This is a genomic window from Methylobacter sp., from assembly GCF_036845245.1.
GTDB lineage: Bacteria > Pseudomonadota > Gammaproteobacteria > Methylococcales > Methylomonadaceae > Methylobacter_A.
The window spans coordinates 12,861-38,153 of sequence record NZ_DAIUEH010000043.1; the positions used below are offsets into that span (position 1 = coordinate 12,861).

The following is a 25,293-nucleotide window of genomic DNA, read 5'->3' on the forward strand; positions in this document are numbered from 1 at the left end:
CCTATTGATCTTTTAAAACTTAAATTATTAAGCAGCAGAGAAATCTATATCATGGCCAGGCTTAAGTTTTACATAAGCCTTTTTCCAATCAGATCGTTGCCCCAATGAGCCACCGAATCTTTTCTGCTTGCCTTTAACGTTTAGAACTTGAACTGAATCAACTTCAACGCTAAACATTAGCTCCACTGCACTTTTTACTTGTCTTTTAGTTGCATTTTTTTGCACCTTAAAAACAAATTGATTATTTTTTTCTGCAGCAATAGTGCTCTTCTCAGATACAATCGGAGCTTGCAGCACCCCTGCCAAGTGGTATTTATTTAAACTCACGCCAAGCGCTCCTCTATTTGCTTCAACGCACCAGGTGTAGCGATAACTTTATCGGCAGAGACCAATAATACGGGACTAAGATTAACCGCCTCAATCACCTCTACATAAGGTATGTTTCTTGATGCTAAAGCTAAATTTGCATCTACACTCTCGACAACAATCAGAACACGCTTAGCATCAATATCTTTTATTCTTGCATTTAATTCTTTTGTTTTGGGGCTAGTAGGCAAAATATCATTGCTAACCACTAACCGGTTTTGCCTAAGCAACTCAGACAAAATTGAACGAACACCAACCCTAAACATTTTTTTATTCAGTTTTTGCTCGTAATTTCTCGGTCTTGCGGCAAAAGCAACGCCACCCGTTCTCCATACTGGACTACGTGTTGTTCCGGATCTTGCACGCCCAGTCCCTTTTTGTCTCCATGGTTTTGCACCACCACCACTCACATCAGAGCGTGTCTTCTGTGCTTTAGTCCCCGCACGAGCGCCTGCCAGATGCCTAACAACTAATTGATGAACCAAAGTTTCATTAAATGACTGCCCAAAAATAGCCTCAGTCACTTCCACACTTCCAGAAGAGTCTTGTTCGTTTAAAGCAGGTATTTGCAAACTCATAGCTTAACCTTTATTTCGCATTTTCATAGCGGGCGTAATAATTACATCCCCGCCTTTAGCGCCAGGCACAGCGCCCTTTACTAAAATTAAATTTCTTGCCGTATCAATTGAATGAATAGTCAGATTCTGAACTGTAACTTTTTCAGCCCCCATATGACCCTCCATCTTCTTGCCTTTAAATACACGACCAGGCGTCTGACACATACCGATAGAACCCAAAACCCTGTGAGAGCGCGAATTACCATGCGTTGCATCTTGCATGCTAAAATTGTGACGCTTAATACCACCGGCAAAACCTTTACCAATACTTTTACCCCGCACATCAACAACTTGACCAGCGGAAAAAACATCTAATGATAATTGAGAGCCAACAGATAAATCTTCACCCTCACCATCTTCAAGTCTAAATTCCCACAAGCCACGTCCAGCCGTTACATTAGCTGCTGCGTAATGACCTGCCATTGCTTTATTGACTCTAGAAGACTTCTTATCGCCCGCAGCTACTTGAATTGAACGATAACCATCAACCTCAATACCTTTAACCTGAGTAACTCTGTTTGAGTCAATCTGGAGCACAGTAACTGGCACTGAAGAACCATCCTCACAAAAAACTCTGGTCATACCACATTTACGACCTATAAGACCTATTGACATCTGCCAATTCCCCTGCTTCTTAATTCAACTTTATTTGAACATCAACACCAGCTGCAAGATCTAACTTCATCAATGCATCTACGGTTTTTTCTGTTGGTTCAACGATATCCAATAATCTTTTATACGTTCTCAACTCATATTGATCTCTTGCATCTTTATTCACATGCGGAGAAATCAAAATAGTGAAACGCTCTTTTTTAGTAGGCAATGGAATAGGACCCTTAACTTGAGCACCGGTTCTTCTTGCTGTTTCTACTATCTCACCAGCCGATTGATCAATTAATTTATGATCAAATGATTTCAAACGGATTCTGATAGTTTGATTAGACATATATTTTACTCGATTATTGATGCAACGACGCCCGCACCGACTGTGCGACCACCCTCACGGATTGCAAAACGCAAGCCATCATCCATGGCAATCGGTGAAATCAGTTTCACTTTAACTGAAATATTATCACCAGGCATAACCATTTCAACGCCTTCAGGCAACTCAACAGCACCTGTTACGTCAGTGGTTCTGAAGTAGAACTGCGGACGATAGCCATTAAAGAAAGGGGTATGACGACCACCCTCATCTTTAGACAAGATATAAATCTCTGAATTAAAATGAGAATGCGGCTTAATTGTACCTTTGTGCGCTAAAACCTGCCCACGCTCAACGTCATCTCTTTTTGTTCCCCTCAACAAGATACCTACGTTGTCACCCGCCTGACCTTGATCCAGCAACTTGCGAAACATTTCTACACCAGTACAAGTGGTGGATACGGTAGGTCTGATGCCGACAATCTCAATTTCCTGACCCACTTTAACGATGCCACGTTCAATACGACCGGTCACCACCGTACCACGACCGGAAATCGAAAATACGTCTTCTATCGGCATCAAGAATGCACCATCTATCGCTCTTTCCGGCAATGGAATATAGGTATCTAATGCTTCAACCAATCGAACTACGGAAGGAACACCAATCTCACTGGTATCACCTTCCAGTGCTTTCAATGCAGAACCAACGATGATAGGCGTATCGTCCCCTGGAAATTCATACATATCCAACAACTCTCGAATTTCCATTTCGACCAACTCAATCAACTCTGCATCATCAACCATATCCGCTTTATTCAAGAACACGACGACGTAAGGCACGCCTACCTGTCTTGACAATAGGATGTGCTCTCTTGTTTGCGGCATTGGGCCGTCAGCCGCCGAACAGACCAAAATAGCGCCGTCCATTTGCGCCGCGCCGGTAATCATATTTTTTACATAATCAGCATGGCCCGGGCAATCAACGTGCGCATAATGACGCGTTGCTGACTCATATTCGACGTGCGACGTTGAAATAGTGATACCACGCGCACGCTCTTCCGGTGCATTATCAATTTGATCAAAGGCCTTAACCTCTCCACCTTGAAGCTCAGCCATTACTTTTGTTAAAGCTGCCGTTAAAGTAGTTTTACCATGATCGACGTGACCGATTGTGCCGACGTTTACGTGGGGCTTGCTACGTGAAAATTTTTCTTTGGCCATGAGTTAATACCTTTAATTATATTCAATTTTATGAAGATTTTTTAATAATCGCTTCCGCAACATTTGCAGGTGCTTCATTATATTTTTCAAACTGCATACTATATGTAGCTCGCCCCTGTGTTGCCGAACGCAAATCAGTTGCATAACCAAACATTTCCGCCAACGGTACTTCGCAGCTAAGTGTTTTTCCTGACGGAGTATCCTCCATTCCCTGGATTATCCCACGCCGCCTGTTAATATCACCCACCACGTCCCCCATGTATTCTTCAGGCGTAGCAACTTCAACTTTCATTATTGGCTCAAGTAACACAGGACTTGCCTTTCTTGCTCCCTCCCTAAAACACATGGAGCCAGCAATCTTGAAGGCGATTTCGTTCGAATCCACATCGTGATACGAGCCATCAAATAAAGACACTTTTACATCCAAGACAGGATAGCCAGCTAGGATACCACTCTTCAACTGCTCTTGGATACCTTTATCTACAGCCGGTATAAATTCTTTTGGTACGACCCCACCAACAATCTCATTAACAAACTCATAACCAACACCAACCTCTTGTGGCTCAATACGTAACCAAACATGCCCATACTGACCACGCCCACCAGACTGCCTTATAAATTTGCTTTCTTGCTCTACCGTCCCTCGAATTGTCTCTCTGTACGCAACCTGCGGAGCACCAACATTAGCCTCAACATTAAACTCCCTCTTCATGCGATCGACAATTATCTCAAGATGCAGCTCACCCATTCCCGAAATAATTATCTGCCCCGACTCTTCATCCGCATGCACTCTGAAAGACGGATCCTCCTGAGCCAATTTGCTCAATGCAATACTCATTTTTTCTTGATCCGCCTTCGTTTTCGGCTCCACCGCAACCGAAATTACCGGATCGGGGAATTCCATCCGCTCAAGCACAACAACCTCTTTGAGATCACATAACGTGTCGCCTGTTGTCACATCCTTGAGACCAATTGCTGCAGCTATATCCCCAGCACATACCTCTCTAACTTCTTCGCGACTATTAGCGTGCATTTGCACTATGCGACCGATCCGTTCTTTTTTCTTTTTTACTGGGTTGTAAACACTATCACCAGAATTAAGCACACCCGAATACACCCTGAAAAAGGTCAACGTCCCAACAAAAGGATCTGTTGCAATTTTAAATGCTAACGCTGAAAAAGGAGCGCTATCGTCGGCAGCACGAACCACTTCGACCACATCATCCTCAAGATGCCCTTTTATAGCCTCAACATCAGTGGGAGCGGGCATATATTCAACAATCGCATCCAACATAGCCTGAACACCTTTATTTTTAAAGGCCGAACCACAAAATGCAGGAACAATTTCATTCGCTATTGTCCGAGTGCGAATCCCCCGCCTAATCTCTTCGTTTGTTAAGCCACCCTGCTCAAGGTATTTTTCCAATAAATCCTCGGTTGCTTCCGCAGACACCTCAACCATATGCTCTCTCCATTCCTCACAGAGACCTAGCATATCAACTGGAATTTCCTCCTCCTTAAAAGTCATGCCCATATTGGTTTCATCCCAATATATCGCTTTCATTTTAATGAGATCAACAACACCTTCAAAAGCATCCTCTGCACCAATCGGTAACTGCATTGGAACAGCTTTACCGCCCAACCGCACCTTAATCTGCTCAATTACACGCAAAAAATCAGCACCAGAGCGATCCATTTTATTCACAAAAGCCAATCGCGGCACATTATACTTGTTCGCTTGACGCCAAACCGTTTCAGACTGCGGCTCAACACCCCCAACCGCGCAAAATACCGCACAAGCCCCATCCAAAACCCGCAATGAACGCTCAACTTCTATTGTAAAATCAACATGCCCAGGCGTGTCGATGATATTTATCCGATGCAAGGGGAATTGATTTTCCATCCCACCCCAAAAACAGGTCGTTGCAGCCGAAGTAATAGTAATCCCCCGCTCCTGCTCCTGCTCCATCCAATCCATCGTTGCCGCGCCATCATGCACCTCACCTATCTTGTGCGACACACCAGTGTAATAGAGGATGCGCTCCGTAGTCGTAGTCTTGCCCGCATCAATGTGGGCCATAATACCGATATTTCGATAAAACCCTATCGGAGTTTTACGTGCCACAACAATACAACCCTCAGCAAAGTTCGTTAATTACCAACGATAATGAGAGAAAGCCTTATTCGCCTCCGCCATTCTATGAGTGTCTTCACGTTTTTTAGCAGCCGAACCTCTGCTTTCAAAAGCATCCATTAACTCACCAGCCAACTTAGCAGGCATACTTTTTTCATTTCTTTTACGTGAAGCATCTATCAACCAGCGCATTGCCAATGCCATACGCCTTGAAGGCCGAACCTCAACAGGCACTTGATATGTCGCACCACCGACACGGCGAGACTTAACCTCAACCCTAGGCTGGACATTTTCCAAAGCTTTAGACAAAACTTCCAGCGGCTCACTATGACCCTTACCCTCAATCACATCCAAAGCACCATAGACAATCCCTTCTGCGATAGACTTTTTGCCACTTTCCATGATCATATTCATGAATTTAGTTAGCATTACACTACCAAATCTCGGATCCGGAATGATTTCTCTTTTTGTTGCGACTCTTCTTCTAGACATTTATCTCACCAACCAACGTTTAGCCTTTAGGCCGTTTTGTTCCATACTTAGAGCGACCACACTTTCTGTTAGTCACACCTGAGGCATCCAAACTACCACGAACAACGTGATATCTCACACCTGGCAAATCCTTAACACGACCACCCCTGATCAAAACCACGGAATGCTCCTGAAGGTTATGCCCTTCACCACCAATGTAGCTACTAACCTCAGCTCCATTTGTCAACCTAACCCTAGCCACTTTTCGGAGCGCAGAATTTGGTTTTTTAGGCGTTGTCGTATAGACGCGAGTACACACCCCCCTACGCTGAGGACATGCCTCCAACGCAGGAACATTACTTTTTTCTATTTTTTTAGCACGAGGCTTACGAACCAATTGGTTGATCGTGGCCATAACTTTGTTTACTCCGATATGCAATTAAACTGCCAGACAATAAATTAACCGTCGCACACATTAAACGTCGACGGTTAATTATAATTCAACCCGACCTAAGCACGTTAGCTCATTTGAGCAGAGTATATTACTTGCTAATACCCCTTAGGTCAAGCCCATATTTAAAAATGAACTATATAATGAATCCTAAATATTCAACGCCTGCTTAAGGGCCTCTTCCACATCTCCAGCATCTACCGCCAGAGGTGCTTCACTTTCCACTATCTCATGCTGAGCAAATCTGTTTTTCCTGCTTTCATGATAAGCTAATCCCGTTCCGGCAGGGATTAAACGCCCTACAATAACGTTCTCTTTTAACCCTTGCAAACCATCACTTAAGCCGCGAACCGCCGCATCAGTTAATACACGAGTTGTCTCCTGAAATGACGCCGCCGAAATAAATGATTCCGTCGCTAATGACGCCTTAGTAATACCAAGCAACACAGAATTATAGCTTGCCGGAATTTTTCCTTCAGCCTCAATCCTGTCGTTTTCTTCCCTCATTGCGGCACGTTCAACCTGATCGCCTTTCAGGAACCCTGTATCGCCGGATGCGGTAATCTCAACCTTTCTAAGCATTTGACGAATGATCGCTTCAATGTGTTTATCATTGATTTTCACGCCCTGCAAACGATACACATCCTGAATTTCCTTGACCAAATAGTTCGCTAATTCCTCAATTCCTCTTAACCTAAGGATATCATGCGGAGTTAACTCACCTTCCGCTATTGTCTCCCCTTTTTCCACATACTCGCCTTCAAAGACTGTAATATGGCGCCATTTGGGTATCAATGTTTCAATTTGCTCACCAGCAGGATCTGTGATTATGACTCGTTGCTTACCTTTTGTTTCCTTTCCAAACGAGATGGTGCCACTTGTCTCGGCAAGAATTGCCGGATCTTTTGTTTTTCGAGCTTCGAATAAATCGGCAACTCGCGGCAAACCACCAGTAATATCTCTTGTTTTACTTGATTCTTGTGGAATCCTTGCTAAAACGTCACCGACTTTTACTTCCCCGCCGTCCTTAATTCCCGCAATCGCTCCTGCAGGCAAGAAATATTGCGCAGGTATTTCAGTTCCCGGCAAATAAATTGCCTGCCCATCACCATCAAAAAGCCTTACCATTGGGCGTAGCTCTTTACCCGCACTTCCTCGCTGTTTTGGATCGGTGACGACTAATGAACTCAAGCCGGTAACCTCATCAGATTGCTTTTGTACAGTGACACCATCGACAAAATCAATTAACTCGACCACACCATCTACTTCAGTGATAACCGGATGTGTATGCGGATCCCAATTAACAATTATATCGCCTGCATTAATTCGCGAGCCTTCCTGTACGGAAAGTACGGCCCCATAAGGAATTTTATAACGCTCCTTCTCTCGACCATAATCATCAACCACGCCAACTTCACCCGATCTTGAAACCGCGACCAGATTACCTTCACGATTAATCACAGATTTCAAATTATTAAGGCGTACAGTACCGGCCGATTTAACCTGAACATTACTGATAGCAGCAGATCTAGATGCAGCGCCACCAATATGGAAAGTCCTCATAGTCAACTGAGTACCTGGTTCGCCGATTGATTGCGCAGCAATAACACCCACTGCCTCACCAATATTGACCATATGACCGCGTCCCAAATCACGTCCATAACAGGCTGCACAAACACCATGCCTATTTTCACAAGTAATAATCGAGCGAACCAACACTTGATCAATACTATGCGCCTCAAGAACAGACACCCAGTGCTCATCCAATAAGGTGCCTTTAGGCGCCACTATAATTTCTCCAGCCGGATCCATGATGTCATTGACAGCAACACGACCTAATACACGCTCTGACAAAGGCTCTACAACATCACCACCTTCAATAATCGGAGTCATTATCAAACCGTTAGATGTACCACAATCTTCACCGTTAATTACCAGATCCTGAGCAACATCGACCAGCCTGCGTGTCAAGTACCCGGAGTTAGCAGTTTTCAACGCAGTATCTGCCAGACCTTTACGAGCACCATGTGTAGAAATAAAGTACTGTAATACGTCCAAACCTTCTCTAAAATTAGCGGTAATAGGCGTTTCAATAATAGAGCCATCAGGCTTTGCCATCAAGCCACGCATACCCGCTAACTGACGAATCTGAGCAGCAGAACCCCGCGCTCCCGACTCAGCCATCATAAAAATAGAATTGAATGACTTTTGTTTTACTGTTTTTCCTTCAGCATTAACAACTGACTCTTCACCAAGCCCGTCCATCATTACTTTAGCTATTTGATCATTGGCATGTGACCAGATATCAACAACCTTATTATATCGCTCGCCATCGGTCACTAAGCCCGAAGCATACTGGCTTTGAATTTCGTTAACTTCAGCATCGGAAGCTTTAATGATATCGACTTTTTTGGCTGGTATGACCATATCTTCGATACCAAATGAAACACCGGAAATCGTTGCATATCTAAATCCCAAATACATTAACTGATCGGCAAGTATGACAGTATCTTTGTTACCCAAATAGCGATAGCTATAATTAATTAACCGAGATATATTCTTTTTAGTCATATCGCAGTTAACCAACTCAAATGGCGTACGATCTGGCACCACTTCCCAAATTAACGCACGACCCACGGTAGTTTCTACGCGATAAGTCTTATCCTCAAAATCGCCATTTTCATTTGCCACTTTTTCTGTGATACGCAATTGAATTTTAGACTGCAACTCAACCGTTTTAGTTAACAACGCCTTATGAATCTCGCCGACACTGACAAATATACTGCCATCACCTTTTGCGTTAATTTTTTCACGGCTTATGTAATAAAGCCCTAACACCACGTCCTGTGACGGATTGATAACCGGCTCACCGTTTGCTGGAGACAAAATGTTATTTGTCGCCATCATCAATGTTCTAGCTTCCAACTGAGCTTCAATAGACAACGGAATATGCACAGCCATCTGATCGCCGTCAAAGTCGGCGTTGAATGCACTACAAACCAACGGATGTAATTGGATCGCTTTACCTTCAATCAAAGTAGGCTCAAATGCTTGAATACCAAGTCGATGCAATGTAGGCGCACGGTTTAATAAGATAGGATGTTCACGGATAACTTCTTCAAGAATATCCCAAACTTCAGTCCCTTCCCGCTCAACCATTTTTTTCGCAGCTTTAATGGTTGTAGCTAGACCGCGAAATTGCAGCTTGCTAAATATAAATGGCTTAAACAATTCCAATGCCATTTTTTTAGGCAGACCACATTGGTGCAGCCTTAATGTTGGACCCACCACAATGACCGAACGACCTGAATAATCGACGCGCTTGCCTAAAAGGTTTTGTCTAAAACGTCCCTGTTTACCTTTAATCATATCCGCTAACGATTTAAGCGGCCTTCTATTAGTACCGGTAATCGCACGACCACGGCGACCATTATCGAGTAACGCATCAACAGACTCCTGCAGCATGCGTTTTTCGTTACGAACAATAATGTCTGGAGCATTCAAATCCAACAACCGATTCAAGCGGTTGTTTCTATTGATAACCCGGCGATAGAGATCATTCAAATCAGAGGTTGCAAATCGACCGCCATCCAGAGGCACAAGCGGGCGCAATTCCGGTGGCAATACCGGCAGCACTTTTAAAATCATCCATTCCGGACGATTTTTTGAACTCAATAACGCATCCATAACTTTTAGGCGTTTTGAGTACTTCTTGATCTTGGTTTCTGAATTGGTCGAGTTTATTTCTTCACGCAGGATTTCAACTTGCTCTTTTAAATCGATTGATTTAAGCAAATCATAGATTGCTTCTGCCCCCATTTTTGCGACAAAATCATCTCCATGCAATTCAACCGCATCTAAATAATCATCATCAGTAAGCAATTGACCTTTATCTAAAGGTGTCATACCTGCATCTAAAACGACGAAGGATTCAAAATATAATACACGTTCAATTTCGCGTAGCGTCATATCCAATAACAACGCAATTCTGGAAGGCAGTGATTTTAAGAACCAAATATGAGCAACAGGACTAGCTAAATCAATATGCCCCATTCTTTCACGACGAACCTTAGACAAGGTAACTTCAACGCCACATTTTTCGCAAATTACACCGCGATGCTTTAGTCTTTTATATTTACCGCAAAGGCATTCATAATCACTGACTGGACCAAAAATCTTGGCGCAAAACAAACCATCACGCTCAGGCTTGAAGGTACGGTAGTTAATCGTTTCCGGCTTTTTTACTTCGCCATATGACCAAGAACGGATCATATCCGGTGATGCCAAACCAATGCTAATTCCATCAAAATCATCGGCACGACCTTGACGTTTTAAGAAATTCATTAAATCTTTCAAGAGCTTATCCTCTTTAAATACTTTTTGGCATATGCCAAAACAGGCCGTAAGTTAGGTCAGGCGCATCGTTATACACCACAACCCACGGGTGCGGTATTAGTCGGGTTAACCACCAACAAACAGTAGACGACCCGACCTACACACTAATCCCGCTGCAATTCTATATTGACAGCCAATGAGCGGATTTCTTTAATTAAAACATTAAATGATTCCGGCATACCGGCTTCCATTTTATGATCGCCATCGACAATGTTTTTATACATACGCGTTCTACCGGTTACGTCATCAGACTTAACTGTCAACATTTCCTGCAATGTATAAGCAGCCCCATAAGCTTCGAGTGCCCAGACCTCCATTTCCCCGAAACGCTGTCCGCCGAATTGCGCTTTACCACCTAATGGCTGCTGCGTAACCAGACTGTAAGGCCCTGTTGACCGTGCATGCATCTTGTCATCAACCAAATGGTTCAACTTCAGCATATACATGTAACCAACCGTGACTTCGCGTTCAAACGGTTCGCCTGTCAAGCCATCATAAAGCGTAACCTGCCCATGTTCCGGCAAATCCGCCAACTTCAACATGGTACGAATTTCGTCTTCACTTGCGCCATCAAATACAGGAGTCGCCATAGGCACACCGCCGACAAGATTAGTCGCCATTTCCAGAATTTCTTGATCGGAAAATGAAGCCAGATCTTCTTTACGACCGCTGCTGTTATAGATTTTATCTAGATAATCCCTTATCGCAGTAACCTTGGCCTTTTCTTGATCATACTGAGCTTCCAGCATTTTTCCGATCTTGATGCCCAAACCCTTTGCCGCCCAACCCAAGTGCGTTTCGAGCACCTGTCCGACGTTCATTCGCGATGGTACGCCTAATGGATTCAAGACAATATCGACCGGATTTCCGTCAGCGGTATAGGGCATATCTTCAATCGGCCTAATCATAGAAATAACACCTTTATTTCCATGACGCCCGGCCATCTTATCACCTGGCTGAATACGTCTTTTAACCGCCAAATAAACCTTGACCATCTTCAACACACCAGGCGCCAAATCATCACCCATAGTGATCTTTTTACGCTTGACTTCAAACTTCTCATCAAAGTCTTTTCTTTGCTGTTCTACTTGGGCGACAACAGTTTCGAGCTGAAGATTGATATCTTCATCTTTCATACGAATTTTCAACCACTCGGAATGCTTCAAACCATTAAGATAAACCTGTGTTATTTCAGTGCCCGCTTTCAACTGACCAGGACCTGCTTGGGCCACTTTTCCAATCAAAAGCCTGGCAACACGAGCAAAAATATCTTCTTCAAGAATTTTCAGCTGATCATCAAGGTCTTTTCTGTATCGTTTAATTTCTTCCTGCTCAATATCCAGCGCGCGCTTATCTTTCTTGACTCCATCACGAGTAAATACCTGAACATCAATTACTGTACCCTCAATACTTCCGGGCACACGTAGCGAGGTATCTTTTACATCGGCCGCTTTCTCTCCGAAAATTGCACGTAATAGCTTTTCTTCCGGTGTTAATTGGGTCTCACCTTTCGGCGTTACCTTACCGACCAGAATGTCACCGCCTTTTACTTCAGCACCGACATAAACTATTCCTGACTCATCAAGTTTGGATAATGCTTCTTCGCTGACGTTAGGAATATCCGCAGTAATTTCTTCCGGACTATGTTTTGTATCACGTGCTACGCAAGTTTTCTCTTCAATATGAATCGTAGTGAAGCGATCTTCTTTAACGACACGCTCTGAAACCAGAATCGAATCCTCAAAGTTGTATCCATTCCATGGCATAAACGCGACCAACATGTTTTGCCCTAAAGCTAGCTCACCCATATCCGTAGACGGACCATCCGCCATAATATCGCCGGCCCTAACGATGTCTCCCGGCTTTACCAATGGTTTTTGGTTAATACAAGTGTTCTGGTTTGAACGGGTATATTTAATCAAGTTGTAAATATCAACGCCCGGCGTACCTGTTTCAGTCTCTGTATCATTTACACGCACTACGATTCTGGCCGCATCAACAGCTTCGATCTTTCCGCCACGCGCAGCGACTACCGTTACACCCGAGTCTTTTGCAACTGTCCTTTCCATTCCTGTACCCACCAATGGCTTTTCAGCTCTTAGCGTAGGAACGGCTTGGCGCTGCATGTTGGAACCCATCAATGCGCGGTTAGCGTCGTCGTGCTCAAGAAAAGGAATAATGGAAGCCGCCACAGATACAATCTGCTTAGAAGACACGTCCATATATTGCACGGTGTCCGACATGGCCAAAGTAAATTCATCTTTATGGCGACATGACACTAGCCCTTCAACTAGTTTTCCGTTTGCATCAACAGCAACACTGGCTTGAGCAATAACAAACTCGCCTTCTTCAATCGCTGACAAATAATCAACGTGGTCAGTTACCTTACCATCGACTACTTTTCTATAAGGCGTTTCCAGGAAACCATAATTATTAGTACGTGCATAGACCGATAACGAATTTATCAAACCAATGTTTGGTCCTTCAGGCGTCTCAATTGGACATACGCGACCATAATGCGTTGCATGTACGTCACGGACCTCAAACCCAGCTCGCTCTCTTGCCAAACCGCCTGGCCCTAAAGCCGATACGCGGCGTTTATGTGTCACCTGAGATAATGGATTGTTCTGATCCATAAACTGCGACAACTGGCTGGAGCCAAAAAATTCTTTTACCGCAGCTGAAACCGGCTTTGCATTGATGATTTCCTGCGGCATCAAACCTTCAGAATCTGCCAATGTTAAGCGTTCTTTAACTGCTCTTTCAACGCGAACCAATCCTACACGGAACTGGTTCTCGATCATTTCACCAACAGAACGAACCCGTCTGTTGCCTAGATGATCAATATCGTCAACATTGCCATTGCCATTACGAATGTCTATTAGTTCTTTGAGTACATCAATGATGTCATCTTTAGTTAAAGTACCTGGACCTGTTGTTTCTTGACGACCTAAACGACGATTAAATTTCATCCGTCCGACCGTAGACAAGTCATACCTCTCATCGGTAAAGAACAGATTTTGAAACAAATTTTCTGCCGAATCTTTAGTCGGTGGCTCACCCGGGCGCATCATCCGATATATTTCAACCAATGCCTCAAGAGTATTGCTTGTGGTATCTAATCTCATGGCATTCGACATGTATGGACCCTTATCCAAATCATTGACGAATAGCGTGTTCAGATCGGTAATACCACTTTCAATGCATCGATCTATTATTGCTACAGTAAGTTCGTCGTTCACATTAGCGACTAACTCACCTGTAGATCTATCAATCAGGTTATTTCCTAATATTTTGCCAACCAAGTAATCTTTAGGCACTTCTACTTCGGTTAACCCGGACTTTATCATTTCACGGATATGCTTAGCAGTAATGCGACGGCCTTCTTCAACGAGGACTTCACCGTTTTGACTCTTAATATCAAAGGCTGCAATTTCTCCACGCATACGCTCAGGAACGATATGGAAAATACACTTTTGAGCATCAATGGTAAATTTATTCATTTCGAAGAAAATCTTAATCATCTCTTCGTTATCGTAGCCCAATCCCCTAAGCAAGATAGTTGCAGGTATTTTTCTACGTCGATCAATCCGTACAAAAACGCAATCTTTATGGTCAAATTCAAAATCTAACCACGAACCACGGTAAGGAATAACCCGCGCATTAAATAATAGTTTTCCTGATGAATGAGTCTTTCCTTTATCATGATCAAAGAAAACACCTGGTGAACGATGTAATTGAGAGACAATTACCCGCTCCGTTCCATTGATCACAAATGTTCCATTGTCCGTCATCAAAGGTAGCTCACCCATGTAAACTTCCTGTTCACGGATATCCTTAACCACTTTTGCATGCACAGAAGCTTCTTTATCATAGATAATCAGGCGAACTAATACCCTTAAGGGTGCCGCATAGGTAGCGCCTCTTTGCTGACATTCTCTTACATCAAAAACAGGCTCCCCCAATCTATACTTCACATACTCCAACACTGCATATCCAGAGTGGCTTTCAATTGGAAAAACACTGGAGAATGCAGCATGCAACCCACTGTCTTCACGCTTTTCAGCTGTAACACCTGATTGCAAAAAGCTCGCATATGAATTAATTTGCGTTGCCAGAAGATAGGGAACATCCAGTACCTCAGTACCTTTCCCAAAGTTATTTCGAATACGCTTTTTTTCTGTAAAAGAGTAGGACATATCGCTTCCAAACCTTTTCGTCATAGATAATTTTCTACCGTGCAATTAGAGCAAACAGTAAAAGGCCGATGACAAGATTGCCACCAGCCATACTTAGCAAAGACACTGACTCCAGCGTCTTTGCAATTGAGTCAAAATTTATTTGATTTCGACAGTAGCGCCCGCTTCAACAAGCAGTTTTTGTGCATCTTCTGCCTCAGCTTTAGAAACACCTTCTTTCAATGTTGTTGGAACGCCTTCAACCGCGTCTTTGGCCTCTTTCAAGCCCAATCCTGTGATACCACGTACTGTTTTAATAACCGAAACTTTGTTCTCACCGAAAGATGTCAGAACAACGTCAAATTCAGTTTGCTCTTCAACTGCAGCAGCCGCTGCTGCAGGCGCCGCCGCTACAGCTACAGCCGCAGATACGCCAAACTTTTCTTCCATCGCAGAAATCAAGTCAACGATTTCCATAACGCTCATTTTTGAGACCGCTTCCAAGATATCTTCTTGCGAAATTGCCATTGTGTATTCCTCTAAAATAATAAGTTTTAAACTGGTTGTGGTGATAGAAACGTTAAACTGTAACGATTTCTACTATGCCGCTTCTTTCTGATCTCTAATTGCAGCCAAAGTACGCACAAATTTCTCTGTAGGCGCTTTCATTACTGACATCAGCATACCAATACCTTGATCGCGAGTAGGCAGACTGGCTAGCCGCGCAAGCTCAGATCCACCAAACGACTGTCCACCGATAGCAACTATCTTGGTAATTAACTTGTCGTGAGTCTTAGCAAAATTACTGATTAAACGCGCCGCAGAACCTGGATCTTCCATAGAAAACGCAATTAACAACGGCCCTACTAGCGCGCTTTGCATGCATTCAAATTCAGTTCCGGCTACAGCTCGTTTTGCCAGTGTATTTTTTATTACACGCAGATAAACGCCTGTCTCTCTCGCAGTTTTGCGCAGCTCGGTTAATTCCGTAACTGTCAATCCACGATATTCTGCTGCAATTGCAGAATGAGCTTTAGCGGCGAATACAGCGACTTCTTCTACGACAGCTTTTTTGCTATCTAAATTTAGTGCCACAGCTTACCTCCGGAATTTATCCCCAGAATTAATAAAAAGCATTCTATTGAATACCCCTTACGGTCCCTTTCCCCAGCTTTTAGGTTCCAGCTTCCGTCTACGCAGGAAATATTAAGTTTTACAACACCTGCGGTCTTTGACGGTTACCGAACGGGTCGGCAACCCAAAGTCTTTTACAACGTTAAATTGAAATACTGCTTTGATCCAACCACAAGCCAGGACCCATGGTCGAAGATAAGGTTATCTTCTTAATGTATATTCCTTTAGCAGCAGTAGGCTTTAGCCTTCTTAAATCTGCAAGCAATGCTTCTAAGTTACCTTGAATAGCATCCGCCTCAAATGTAACTTTACCCAACGTACAGTGGATAATCCCTGACTTATCGGTCCGATAACGTACCTGTCCAGATTTTGCATTTTTTACAGCAGTGGCAACGTCGGTAGTGACAGTTCCAACCTTAGGATTAGGCATCAGGCCTCTAGGCCCTAAAATTTGACCTAGTTGACCAACCACTCTCATTGCATCAGGAGACGCTATGACCACATCAAAATTCATTTCGCCTTTTTTTACCAACTCACCCAAGTCATCCATACCCACTATGTCGGCTCCCGCTTCTCTTGCCGCATCAGCGTTAGGACCCTGGGTAAAAACTGCAACCCTAACTGTTTTGCCCGTACCATTCGGCAACACCGTTGCACCGCGAACATTTTGATCGGACTTGCGAGGATCCACACCTAAATTAACGCTAACATCAATAGCTTCGCTAAACTTTGCAGTTCCTAACTCTTTCAGCAACTGAACCGCTTCAGTGATTGAATATTGCTTAGTTTTATCAACTTTCCCTTTGATAACTTTCGCTTTTTTTGATAATTTAGCCATTATAATCCCTCCACATTCAGACCCATGCTATACGCACTGCCCGCAATCGTTTTTACTGCGGCTTCCAGATTTGCCGCATTCAAATCTTCCATTTTTGTCTTAGCAATTTCTTCCAATTGCGCGCGAGTCACCGTACCAACTTTCTTGGTATTAGGATTACTGCTCCCGCTTTTAATGCCTGTTGCTTTCTTCAAAAGAATTGAAGCTGGCGGGGTTTTTGTAATAAACGTAAAACTACGGTCACTGTAAACAGTAATGACTACAGGCAAAGGCAAACCTTTTTCTGTATCTTGTGTTTTAGCATTAAACGCCTTACAAAACTCCATGATGTTAACACCTCGTTGACCCAATGCAGGACCTACTGGTGGACTTGGATTTGCTTCGCCCGCTTTAACCTGCAACTTAATATACGCGGTTATTTTTTTAGCCATTATTTACTCCAAATATGGGTACAAACGCTTTTCAGCTCCCCTAGACACAAAAAATCACTGCCTTGCTCAGACAGTGATTTTAAAAACACTAAGCACTTAAAACTTAATTAACTTTTTTCTACTTGCCCAAAGCCAAGTTCAACAGATGTTGAGCGCCCAAAAATGAGCACTGATATTTTTATTTTGCTTTTCTCGTAATTAACTTCTTCAACGACACCATTAAAATCCTTAAACGGCCCATCAATAACTCTAATTACCTCACCAGCCTCAAACATCGTCTTAGGCCGTGGCTTATTTACCCCATCCTCTACCCTATTGAGAATAGCCATCGCCTCTTTTTCAGATATCGGCGCAGGACGATCAGAAGTTCCACCTATAAAACCCAGCACCCTCGGCACATCTTTCACCAAATGCCAAGTTTCATCAGTCAAATCCATTTGCACTAACACATATCCGGGAAAGAATTTTCTTTCGCTTTTTCTCTGCTGCCCCATACGCATTTCTACAACTTCTTCGGTAGGCACCAAGATCTTTCCGAAATACTGCTCTAATCCTTCCCTCTTAATTCTTTCTTCTAATGCCTGCTTAACTTTATTCTCAAAATTTGAGTAGGCATGTACAACATACCAGCGTAGCGCCATATATCTACCCTCCTTGACCAGTCAAAAGACGCACACCCCAAAACAAAAACATATCCAGTAGCCACAAAATCAAGCCAACAATAAAAACCATCCCAAATACTAACAAGGTAGTACGAAAAGTCTCATCTCGAGTTGGCCAAACAACCTTTCTGACTTCTTGCTTGGATTCCAAAACGAATCCCCAAACATTTCGCCCCACTCCTGTAGTAAGCATTGTACCAACCACAACCAGCGCTACAACAACCAAACCAAGAACTCGGTATAAAAGCGGAAATTCTGAGAAATAATAGAATGCAGCCACACCAGCAACCACAAAGACAACGGAAAATACTTGCTTAACAACATCAAAAACCGATGCCGATGCTTCTACCTGAGTATTCATATGTTATTTACTATGAAAATAGATTTGATATGCTTTAATCTGAATGGCAGGCCAGGAGGGTCTCGAACCCCCAACCCGCGGTTTTGGAGACCGCTATTCTACCAATTGAACTACTGACCTATTCAGACAAGCCTTACATAAACTGTTATAATACACTAAATAATATTATTATTCAAGTATTGATGCAACGACGCCCGCACCGACCGTGCGCCCACCCTCACGGATTGCAAAACGCAAGCCATCATCCATGGCAATCGGTGAAATCAGTTTCACTTTAACTGAAATATTATCACCAGGCATAACCATTTCAACGCCTTCAGGCAACTCAACAGCACCTGTTACGTCAGTGGTTCTGAAGTAGAACTGCGGACGATAGCCATTAAAGAAAGGGGTATGACGACCACCCTCATCTTTAGACAAGATATAAATCTCTGAATTAAAATGAGAATGCGGCTTAATTGTACCTTTGTGCGCTAAAACCTGCCCACGCTCAACGTCATCTCTTTTTGTTCCCCTCAACAAGATACCTACGTTGTCACCCGCCTGACCTTGATCCAGCAACTTGCGAAACATTTCTACACCAGTACAAGTGGTGGATACGGTAGGTCTGATGCCGACAATCTCAATTTCCTGACCCACTTTAACGATGCCACGTTCAATACGACCGGTCACCACCGTACCACGACCGGAAATCGAAAATACGTCTTCTATCGGCATCAAGAATGCACCATCTATCGCTCTTTCCGGCAATGGAATATAGGTATCTAATGCTTCAACCAATCGAACTACGGAAGGAACACCAATCTCACTGGTATCACCTTCCAGTGCTTTCAATGCAGAACCAACGATGATAGGCGTATCGTCCCCTGGAAATTCATACATATCCAACAACTCTCGAATTTCCATTTCGACCAACTCAATCAACTCTGCATCATCAACCATATCCGCTTTATTCAAGAACACGACGACGTAAGGCACGCCTACCTGTCTTGACAATAGGATGTGCTCTCTTGTTTGCGGCATTGGGCCGTCAGCCGCCGAACAGACCAAAATAGCGCCGTCCATTTGCGCCGCGCCGGTAATCATATTTTTTACATAATCAGCATGGCCCGGGCAATCAACGTGCGCATAATGACGCGTTGCTGACTCATATTCGACGTGCGACGTTGAAATAGTGATACCACGCGCACGCTCTTCCGGTGCATTATCAATTTGATCAAAGGCCTTAACCTCTCCACCTTGAAGCTCAGCCATTACTTTTGTTAAAGCTGCCGTTAAAGTAGTTTTACCATGATCGACGTGACCGATTGTGCCGACGTTTACGTGGGGCTTGCTACGTGAAAATTTTTCTTTGGCCATTAAAATACACCTCTAATAATCAACACAATATATGGAGCTCATAACCGGATTTGAACCGGTGACCTCTTCCTTACCAAGGAAGTGCTCTACCTACTGAGCTATATGAGCTTATTTTTTGAATATGGAGCGGGTGATGGGAATCGAACCCACGTGATCAGCTTGGAAGGCTGGAGTTCTACCATTGAACTACACCCGCGGATATTTTTTAATTAGATGGTGGAGGGGGGAGGATTCGAACCTCCGAAGGCAGAGCCGGCAGATTTACAGTCTGATCCCTTTGGCCGCTCGGGAACCCCTCCGTTATCAGATAACCCAGATATTATCTATCATCAAACACATACTGTCAATTAATCATTTACTTCGAATTCAATTTATTCATCACTACAGGCATATCACCCGCAATTATCTGATCCAGATAACTAAAAGCAAGATCAAAACCCGACAACATCAAACTCCATTCATTTTTAGGAGGATTTGACAACACAAAATCCGCAACAACTTTCCCAGCCGGAGGCCGCCCAATTCCGATCCTTAAGCGATAAAACTCTTTTGAACCCAAATGCGCAATGATATCTCGCAAACCATTATGACCAGCATGCCCCCCGTCTTTTTTTAGCCTTACCACACCAACATCAAAATCAAGCTCATCATGAATAACAAGAATCTCATCCGGCACCACTTTATAATATCGAGCAACCTTACCTACAGCCTGACCACTTCGATTCATGAACGTATCCGGCTTTAATAACAATACCTTGCTACCCGCGACCCCAATCTCCACCAGAAACCCATCAAATCTGGCCTCCCTCACCCAATCACAATTCGAACTAGATACCAATCTATCTAAAAACAAAAACCCGGCATTATGCCGGGTTTTTTCGTACTGCCGACCCGGATTACCCAAGCCAACTATAAGCTTAATCATCTGCTATTTTACAAACTATCAAGCAACATCATCTTTGCTTGCTTTTGAAGCCATCATTGACGCAACCGGATGATCATGCTCAGGACCTTGAGCCAAAGCTACAATTTCAACACCAGCAGGCAAAACTATATCAGAGAGATGAACCGACTCACCAATATCCAGACGACCCAGATCCACCTCAATATAATCAGGCAGAATCCCCGGCAGACAGGAAACTTCAACATCAATCATGGCATGAGCCACAATACCACCTTTCTTTCCACCAACAGATATTTGCTCATTGATAAAATGCAATGGCACATGCACTTTTAATGCCTCCGACATCGTCACCCGAAGAAAATCCATATGTAAGATTTGAAACTTGGCAGGATGACGCTGAACACCCTTCAGAACAGCCTTTTCAGTTTTTCCATCAACATTAATATCTAAAATATGCGAATAAACCGCTTCATGCGCCAGATGTTTAATCACCTCATTGTGACTCAGCAAAAGCATTTGAGGCTCGCCATGCCCACCATATATTACCGCAGGCACATTACCCGTGCGACGCACTCTTCTGGCCGCGCTCTTACCTGATTGCCCACGACTTTCGGCAACAAACTCAAATACGTTAGACATTTTCCTCTCAACCCCGTGCCATCAAGCACAACAAATTAAATTTTACAATCCACAATCGTCAATCTACATACAGCGAACTAACTGATTCGCCAGCAGCTATACGCCTTATGGTTTCAGCCAGCATTTCTGCTACACTTAACTGTCTTATCCTACCCGATTCTACAGCCTGGTGACTCAGAGGAATGGTATCAGTAACAACCAATTCATCAAGCTCCGAGTTGTTTATATTTTTTAAAGCAGAACCGGATAATACCGCATGAGTGCAATATGCAACCACTTTGATCGCACCATGCTTCTTTAATGCTTCAGCTGCATGACATAATGTTCCGGCCGTATCAACCAAATCATCGATCAATACGCAACTACGCCCATCAACATCGCCAATTATATGCATAATCTCTGCAACATTAGCCTTGGGCCTACGCTTATCTATAATCGCCAGATCAGCATCATCCAAGCGCTTTGCAAGCGCTCTAGCCCTGACAACGCCACCAACATCTGGCGAAACAACAATCAAGTCTTTATATTTTTGCCGCCACACATCCCCAAGAAGGATAGGCGACGAGTAAACATTATCAACAGGTATATCAAAAAAACCCTGAATCTGATCCGCATGCAAATCAACCGTCAACACCCGATCCGCACCTGCTTGCTCAATCATCTTTGCAACCAGCTTTGCGCTAATCGGCACTCGAGCCGACCGCGATCTTCTGTCCTGCCGCGCATAACCGTAATACGGCATTACCGCAGTTATTCGTGATGCCGAAGCCCGATGAAGAGCATCCATCATCACCAGCAACTCCATTAAATTTTCATTGGTTGGAGAACAAGTCGGTTGAATAACAAAAATATCCTTTCCACGAACATTTTCTTCAATTTCTACAGCAATTTCCCCATCACTGAATCTACCGACAGTCGCCATTCCAAGGCGCATATTGAGTTTCTTTACTATACCCTCTGACAAAGCCAAGTTAGCATTTCCAGAAAACACCATAATAGAGGTGTCACTCATCAAGCACTCCCAAATAGAATTTAACTTAGCGGAGGTAATTGGCTGGGTCGCAAGGATTCGAACCTTGGTATGCGGAGATCAAAACCCCGTGCCTTACCGCTTGGCGACGACCCAATAATCAAGATATATAGCTACCATTATTTAGCTTTGAAAACAAAGGCGATTCATTCACTCCTTTCACCAGATATACCTGCCACTTCTTTTGAAGTGACCGATAAGCACTGGCGGCAGCTGCTTCTGAATCAAACTGCGCAAAAACACAAGCCCCCGTCCCGGTTAGCCTTGCCTCAGAAAATTCAGACAATTCAACCAAAGCGTCTTTAACAAACTGGTAACGCTCACGAACTACCCCAAGACAATCGTTTTGGTGTTGGCCCGCTATAAAGTCGGCTATTCTGATCGATTTACTATTCCTTGTCAAATCTTTAGATAAAAATACTTCTCTAGTATCTACATGACAGTTTGGCTTTATCACCACAAACCACTGTTCGGGAATATCTATTCTCTTGAGTTTTTCCCCAACACCTTCTGCCCATGCCGAATAGCCATATACGAACACGGGCACATCTGCACCCAAGGTCAAGCCCAATTCCATCAACCTTTCCATTGACAATTGCAGCCCCCATAACACATTTAGCACGACCAACGTCGTTGCCGCATCAGAACTGCCGCCGCCAAGCCCTCCGCCCATAGGCAGATTTTTTTTGACCTCAATGCGCACACCTTGCTCACAGCCCGTTTCTGCTTTTAACAACTTTGCAGCCCTAACCGTCAAATCATCCGATTCAGGAACTCCAGGGATAGGTTCTTGCAAACTAACCCGCCCATCATCAACCGGGTGAAATGTTATCCAATCACATAGTTCTATGAATTGAAAAACTGTTTGCAGCAAATGATAACCATCGCTTCTTTGTCCGGTTATCCGTAACATTAAATTCAATTTTGCCGGCGCGGGCCATTTTTCCGCCCATGCGGATTGATTAATTTGATTTTGCGTCATTTAAAACCCAGTGATCGATGACTAACTTTAACTTGACCTGATTATTCATGACCATCATTTTGAGCGGCATAGTGCCATCATCAACGGACTGCATTTGTTTGTATTCACTCAACCATCCCGCTTGATTAAATCCGCTATCGGTATCTTTATAGGAAAGCGACGGCTCCGGCAAACCCACTACCCAATACCGTAATGACCGCACAGGAACAAACATACCCAGTTGTTGATTAATGAACTCTTCCGGCTGCGTCGATGACTGCACATCATCCCCACCTCGATCAATGGTAACAACATTTCCTTTTAACGAGATCAACACCGCCCCCTGACCCAAGGGGCCGAATAACTTTATTTTCTCCGCCTCAGGACTATGCTCCCAACTTATATTGGCCGACCAGGAATCATTTTGTCCCGTTAACGCCAATCGACCTTCAAATGACCAGCGCTCCAGATCATAAAGAGGAAGCATCGCCACCCTTGAATAATGAACGCTCGGCTCAACAGGAACAACCGAACAAGCCGACAATAAAAGGACCAGACACCCGCTGGCCAATAACCCCACTTTAAAACGTAACACCCTATTCTTCGCCTTCCAACAGTCTCTTTTGAAAACTCAATAAATATTCATCTTCCGGAGCTTTTTTAATAGCTTTATTAAATACCTTTTTAGCCTCCTCTTTTCTGCCTAAGGTCCACAGTACCTCGGCAAGATGAGCCGCTATTTCTGCCTCCTCTTGCTTTGCATAGGCCCGTTCAAGATAATCCAAGGCCAGCTCAGGCTTGCCAAGTTTAAACTGGAGCCAGCCAAAACTGTCCATAACCACCGCCTCATTCGGCTGTAACCTAAGCGCATTCTGCAAATATCTTTCTGCCTCGGCATAACGCTCAGCATGGCCCAGCAGGCTATAGCCCAATGCGTTCAATGCCTCTGCATCATCGGGATACTTAGCTAATATTTTTTTCAAATCTGCTTCCAGCACATCCGGCCTCTTAATCCGCTCAGCCATCAACGCACGCGTGTAAAGCAAGTCTCTTTGATCAGGCTCACCGACTAACGCATCAGTCAACAGTTTGAAAGCTGTTTCATATTGCTCTTGCTGACTATACAACCCGGCCTTCATCAAAATAATGCGTAGCTTTTGTTTTGGAAACTGGTCCGACAATAGATTCAATCGCGAATCGGCTTCGTCAAACTTCTTTTCCTTTACCAGTAATGAAACTGCCGAAATCGCCGACTCAAAAACCAACGGCCCTTCAGCCACTTTATCAAACCATGCCAACGCTTTTTGTGTATGCCCACGTTTTTCTTCTATTTTTCCTAAATAAAAACTAGCCTGGTTCCGCCATTCAGGTTGATCCAGTAACTGCTTAAAGATATCTTCGGCCTTACTGTCATGATTCAATTGCAAATCCACTAATGCCAGTGCAAGCTGACTCTCAGCATCTTTCGGATTGGACAAGACTATGGCTTGATAAACCTCACCTGCTGCATCATATTCCGCCGCCTTTATCAAGACTTGGGCTAGCAGTTTTTTAAATTTGTCATTTTCAGGATATTTAATTGATGCATTTCTTAGCAAAATTTTTGCTTTACTTAAATCCCCGGAAAACACTGCTATCTGCGCCTGAAATACTAAAGCTTTATCCCATCCCGGCTGAATATCCAAAGCTTGCTGCACTTTCTTTTCAGCCAGCGCACCGTTTTTCATTTCCATAGCTAATAATGACTGCACAAAATAAACCACCGCTTGATCAGGATTTTTCTCCGCTAAAGCCTCCAGTACCTGATAAAAAAAATCTGACTTGCCGTCCCTTTGCAGAACATTCGCCAATTCAAGCGCAGTCTTTTCAAATCCAGCTGGATCGCCTTTCAGTACTGCATTTAAGTGCTCAACAGCAGCTTGTTTATTGCCGGCCCTCAAGGCTGATAATGCAGCAACTTTTCTTGCCGTAGGATTTTTAGGGTCTTCCTTTAACCACAAAGAAATAGCCTCGTCCGTTTTATTGCTATCTTTCATATACATAGCAATTTTTGCTGCCCTTTCTGCAAATCTTGGATCATTAACACGCTTGGCAGCTTCCATATATCCTTCCAGCGCAACGGCATATTGACCTCTTTGCCCCGCAAGCTCTGCCGCCATTAGCATATACATCACATCAGGATTTATCGCTGTCTTTACTTCATTTTGTTGCGTTTTTTTC

At 43.7% G+C, this 25,293-nt stretch carries 23 protein-coding genes and 5 tRNA genes; all 28 read right to left on the reverse strand.

Going from position 1 to position 25,293, the window contains the following annotated elements; translation table 11 throughout:
• Positions 1 to 27 precede the first annotated feature (27 nt).
• Positions 28 to 327, reverse strand: a complete 300-nt coding sequence (rplW, locus tag V7051_RS17675; protein WP_333877138.1) for a 50S ribosomal protein L23 — start codon at positions 325 to 327, stop codon at positions 28 to 30.
• A complete protein-coding gene (gene rplD, locus V7051_RS17680) occupies positions 324 to 944 on the reverse strand; it encodes a 50S ribosomal protein L4 (protein WP_333877139.1) in 621 nt (206 codons plus the stop codon). The genes rplW and rplD overlap by 4 nt, the downstream gene beginning before the upstream one ends.
• A gap of 3 nt (positions 945 to 947) precedes the next feature.
• Positions 948 to 1,598, reverse strand: a complete 651-nt coding sequence (rplC, locus tag V7051_RS17685) for a 50S ribosomal protein L3 (protein WP_333877141.1) — start codon at positions 1,596 to 1,598, stop codon at positions 948 to 950.
• A 19-nt stretch (positions 1,599 to 1,617) separates the two neighbouring features.
• The gene (rpsJ, locus tag V7051_RS17690) at positions 1,618 to 1,929 is read right to left on the reverse strand and encodes a 30S ribosomal protein S10 (protein WP_006890490.1); all 312 of its coding nucleotides are present in this window, start codon (positions 1,927 to 1,929) and stop codon (positions 1,618 to 1,620) included.
• 5 nt (positions 1,930 to 1,934) lie between these two features.
• Positions 1,935 to 3,125 carry an elongation factor Tu gene (gene tuf / locus V7051_RS17695; RefSeq protein ID WP_333877142.1) on the reverse strand — a complete coding sequence of 397 codons (1,191 nt, stop codon included), beginning with the start codon at positions 3,123 to 3,125 and terminating at the stop codon, positions 1,935 to 1,937.
• 28 nt (positions 3,126 to 3,153) lie between these two features.
• A complete protein-coding gene (fusA, locus tag V7051_RS17700; RefSeq protein ID WP_333877143.1) occupies positions 3,154 to 5,250 on the reverse strand; it encodes an elongation factor G in 2,097 nt (698 codons plus the stop codon).
• A 30-nt stretch (positions 5,251 to 5,280) separates the two neighbouring features.
• The gene (gene rpsG, locus V7051_RS17705) at positions 5,281 to 5,751 is read right to left on the reverse strand and encodes a 30S ribosomal protein S7 (RefSeq protein WP_333877145.1); all 471 of its coding nucleotides are present in this window, start codon (positions 5,749 to 5,751) and stop codon (positions 5,281 to 5,283) included.
• Positions 5,752 to 5,770: 19 nt separating this feature from the next.
• On the reverse strand, positions 5,771 to 6,145 hold the full coding sequence (rpsL, locus tag V7051_RS17710) for a 30S ribosomal protein S12 (protein WP_006890494.1): 375 nt from the start codon (positions 6,143 to 6,145) through the stop codon (positions 5,771 to 5,773).
• A gap of 186 nt (positions 6,146 to 6,331) precedes the next feature.
• On the reverse strand, positions 6,332 to 10,525 hold the full coding sequence (gene rpoC, locus V7051_RS17715; protein WP_442919667.1) for a DNA-directed RNA polymerase subunit beta': 4,194 nt from the start codon (positions 10,523 to 10,525) through the stop codon (positions 6,332 to 6,334).
• A gap of 155 nt (positions 10,526 to 10,680) precedes the next feature.
• The gene (gene rpoB, locus V7051_RS17720) at positions 10,681 to 14,775 is read right to left on the reverse strand and encodes a DNA-directed RNA polymerase subunit beta (RefSeq protein ID WP_333877150.1); all 4,095 of its coding nucleotides are present in this window, start codon (positions 14,773 to 14,775) and stop codon (positions 10,681 to 10,683) included.
• Between the two features lie 138 nt (positions 14,776 to 14,913).
• Positions 14,914 to 15,282, reverse strand: coding sequence for a 50S ribosomal protein L7/L12 (rplL, locus tag V7051_RS17725; RefSeq protein ID WP_333877153.1), 369 nt, complete (start codon positions 15,280 to 15,282; stop codon positions 14,914 to 14,916).
• Positions 15,283 to 15,354: 72 nt separating this feature from the next.
• Positions 15,355 to 15,849 carry a 50S ribosomal protein L10 gene (gene rplJ, locus V7051_RS17730; protein ID WP_333877155.1) on the reverse strand — a complete coding sequence of 165 codons (495 nt, stop codon included), beginning with the start codon at positions 15,847 to 15,849 and terminating at the stop codon, positions 15,355 to 15,357.
• 181 nt (positions 15,850 to 16,030) lie between these two features.
• The gene (rplA, locus tag V7051_RS17735; protein WP_333877157.1) at positions 16,031 to 16,726 is read right to left on the reverse strand and encodes a 50S ribosomal protein L1; all 696 of its coding nucleotides are present in this window, start codon (positions 16,724 to 16,726) and stop codon (positions 16,031 to 16,033) included.
• Complete coding sequence (gene rplK / locus V7051_RS17740) at positions 16,726 to 17,157, reverse strand: 50S ribosomal protein L11 (RefSeq protein WP_006890501.1); 432 nt, start codon at positions 17,155 to 17,157, stop codon at positions 16,726 to 16,728. Before rplK ends, rplA begins: the two co-directional genes overlap by 1 nt.
• Before the next feature lie 107 nt (positions 17,158 to 17,264).
• Positions 17,265 to 17,798, reverse strand: coding sequence for a transcription termination/antitermination protein NusG (nusG, locus tag V7051_RS17745; RefSeq protein ID WP_006890502.1), 534 nt, complete (start codon positions 17,796 to 17,798; stop codon positions 17,265 to 17,267).
• A 4-nt stretch (positions 17,799 to 17,802) separates the two neighbouring features.
• Positions 17,803 to 18,180 (reverse strand): preprotein translocase subunit SecE, encoded by a 378-nt coding sequence (secE, locus tag V7051_RS17750; RefSeq protein ID WP_333877162.1) that lies wholly within the window; start codon positions 18,178 to 18,180, stop codon positions 17,803 to 17,805.
• Positions 18,181 to 18,224: 44 nt separating this feature from the next.
• A tRNA-Trp gene (locus V7051_RS17755) sits at positions 18,225 to 18,300 on the reverse strand.
• Positions 18,301 to 18,348: 48 nt separating this feature from the next.
• Entirely contained in the window at positions 18,349 to 19,539 is a 1,191-nt protein-coding gene (gene tuf, locus V7051_RS17760) for an elongation factor Tu (protein WP_333877164.1), read from the reverse strand.
• A gap of 32 nt (positions 19,540 to 19,571) precedes the next feature.
• Positions 19,572 to 19,647 (reverse strand) — tRNA-Thr (locus V7051_RS17765).
• Positions 19,648 to 19,661: 14 nt separating this feature from the next.
• Positions 19,662 to 19,735 (reverse strand) — tRNA-Gly (locus tag V7051_RS17770).
• A gap of 18 nt (positions 19,736 to 19,753) precedes the next feature.
• Positions 19,754 to 19,838: transfer RNA gene (locus V7051_RS17775), tRNA-Tyr, on the reverse strand.
• 56 nt (positions 19,839 to 19,894) lie between these two features.
• Entirely contained in the window at positions 19,895 to 20,464 is a 570-nt protein-coding gene (gene pth / locus V7051_RS17780; protein ID WP_333877166.1) for an aminoacyl-tRNA hydrolase, read from the reverse strand.
• A gap of 18 nt (positions 20,465 to 20,482) precedes the next feature.
• Positions 20,483 to 21,082, reverse strand: coding sequence for a 50S ribosomal protein L25/general stress protein Ctc (locus V7051_RS17785; protein ID WP_333877168.1), 600 nt, complete (start codon positions 21,080 to 21,082; stop codon positions 20,483 to 20,485).
• Positions 21,083 to 21,140: 58 nt separating this feature from the next.
• Positions 21,141 to 22,094, reverse strand: a complete 954-nt coding sequence (locus V7051_RS17790; protein WP_333877169.1) for a ribose-phosphate diphosphokinase — start codon at positions 22,092 to 22,094, stop codon at positions 21,141 to 21,143.
• A 39-nt stretch (positions 22,095 to 22,133) separates the two neighbouring features.
• Positions 22,134 to 22,208: transfer RNA gene (locus tag V7051_RS17795), tRNA-Gln, on the reverse strand.
• 4 nt (positions 22,209 to 22,212) lie between these two features.
• Positions 22,213 to 23,094, reverse strand: coding sequence for a 4-(cytidine 5'-diphospho)-2-C-methyl-D-erythritol kinase (gene ispE, locus V7051_RS17800; RefSeq protein WP_333877170.1), 882 nt, complete (start codon positions 23,092 to 23,094; stop codon positions 22,213 to 22,215).
• On the reverse strand, positions 23,075 to 23,668 hold the full coding sequence (gene lolB / locus V7051_RS17805; protein WP_333877171.1) for a lipoprotein insertase outer membrane protein LolB: 594 nt from the start codon (positions 23,666 to 23,668) through the stop codon (positions 23,075 to 23,077). Before lolB ends, ispE begins: the two co-directional genes overlap by 20 nt.
• Before the next feature lies 1 nt (position 23,669).
• A complete protein-coding gene (locus tag V7051_RS17810; protein ID WP_333877173.1) occupies positions 23,670 to 25,175 on the reverse strand; it encodes a tetratricopeptide repeat protein in 1,506 nt (501 codons plus the stop codon).
• Positions 25,176 to 25,293: the final 118 nt, after the last annotated feature.

What these genes read in the sequence shown, in the direction of transcription:
- nusG (WP_006890502.1), bottom strand. Translation starts at nt 17,798, where the DNA reads ATGGCGCTACGCTGGTATGTTGTACATGCCTACTCAAATTTTGAGAAT.
- pth (WP_333877166.1), bottom strand. Translation starts at nt 20,464, where the DNA reads ATGATTAAGCTTATAGTTGGCTTGGGTAATCCGGGTCGGCAGTACGAA.
- rpsJ (WP_006890490.1), bottom strand. Translation starts at nt 1,929, where the DNA reads ATGTCTAATCAAACTATCAGAATCCGTTTGAAATCATTTGATCATAAA.
- rplD (WP_333877139.1), bottom strand. Translation starts at nt 944, where the DNA reads ATGAGTTTGCAAATACCTGCTTTAAACGAACAAGACTCTTCTGGAAGT.
- ispE (WP_333877170.1), bottom strand. Translation starts at nt 23,094, where the DNA reads ATGACGCAAAATCAAATTAATCAATCCGCATGGGCGGAAAAATGGCCC.
- rplA (WP_333877157.1), bottom strand. Translation starts at nt 16,726, where the DNA reads ATGGCTAAATTATCAAAAAAAGCGAAAGTTATCAAAGGGAAAGTTGAT.
- V7051_RS17785 (WP_333877168.1), bottom strand. Translation starts at nt 21,082, where the DNA reads ATGTCTAACGTATTTGAGTTTGTTGCCGAAAGTCGTGGGCAATCAGGT.
- V7051_RS17790 (WP_333877169.1), bottom strand. Translation starts at nt 22,094, where the DNA reads ATGAGTGACACCTCTATTATGGTGTTTTCTGGAAATGCTAACTTGGCT.
- rpsG (WP_333877145.1), bottom strand. Translation starts at nt 5,751, where the DNA reads ATGTCTAGAAGAAGAGTCGCAACAAAAAGAGAAATCATTCCGGATCCG.
- tuf (WP_333877142.1), bottom strand. Translation starts at nt 3,125, where the DNA reads ATGGCCAAAGAAAAATTTTCACGTAGCAAGCCCCACGTAAACGTCGGC.
- V7051_RS17810 (WP_333877173.1), bottom strand. Translation starts at nt 25,175, where the DNA reads ATGGAAGCTGCCAAGCGTGTTAATGATCCAAGATTTGCAGAAAGGGCA.
- tuf (WP_333877164.1), bottom strand. Translation starts at nt 19,539, where the DNA reads ATGGCCAAAGAAAAATTTTCACGTAGCAAGCCCCACGTAAACGTCGGC.
- rplK (WP_006890501.1), bottom strand. Translation starts at nt 17,157, where the DNA reads ATGGCTAAAAAAATAACCGCGTATATTAAGTTGCAGGTTAAAGCGGGC.
- rpoB (WP_333877150.1), bottom strand. Translation starts at nt 14,775, where the DNA reads ATGTCCTACTCTTTTACAGAAAAAAAGCGTATTCGAAATAACTTTGGG.
- rpoC (WP_442919667.1), bottom strand. Translation starts at nt 10,525, where the DNA reads ATGAATTTCTTAAAACGTCAAGGTCGTGCCGATGATTTTGATGGAATT.
- rplC (WP_333877141.1), bottom strand. Translation starts at nt 1,598, where the DNA reads ATGTCAATAGGTCTTATAGGTCGTAAATGTGGTATGACCAGAGTTTTT.
- rpsL (WP_006890494.1), bottom strand. Translation starts at nt 6,145, where the DNA reads ATGGCCACGATCAACCAATTGGTTCGTAAGCCTCGTGCTAAAAAAATA.
- secE (WP_333877162.1), bottom strand. Translation starts at nt 18,180, where the DNA reads ATGAATACTCAGGTAGAAGCATCGGCATCGGTTTTTGATGTTGTTAAG.
- rplL (WP_333877153.1), bottom strand. Translation starts at nt 15,282, where the DNA reads ATGGCAATTTCGCAAGAAGATATCTTGGAAGCGGTCTCAAAAATGAGC.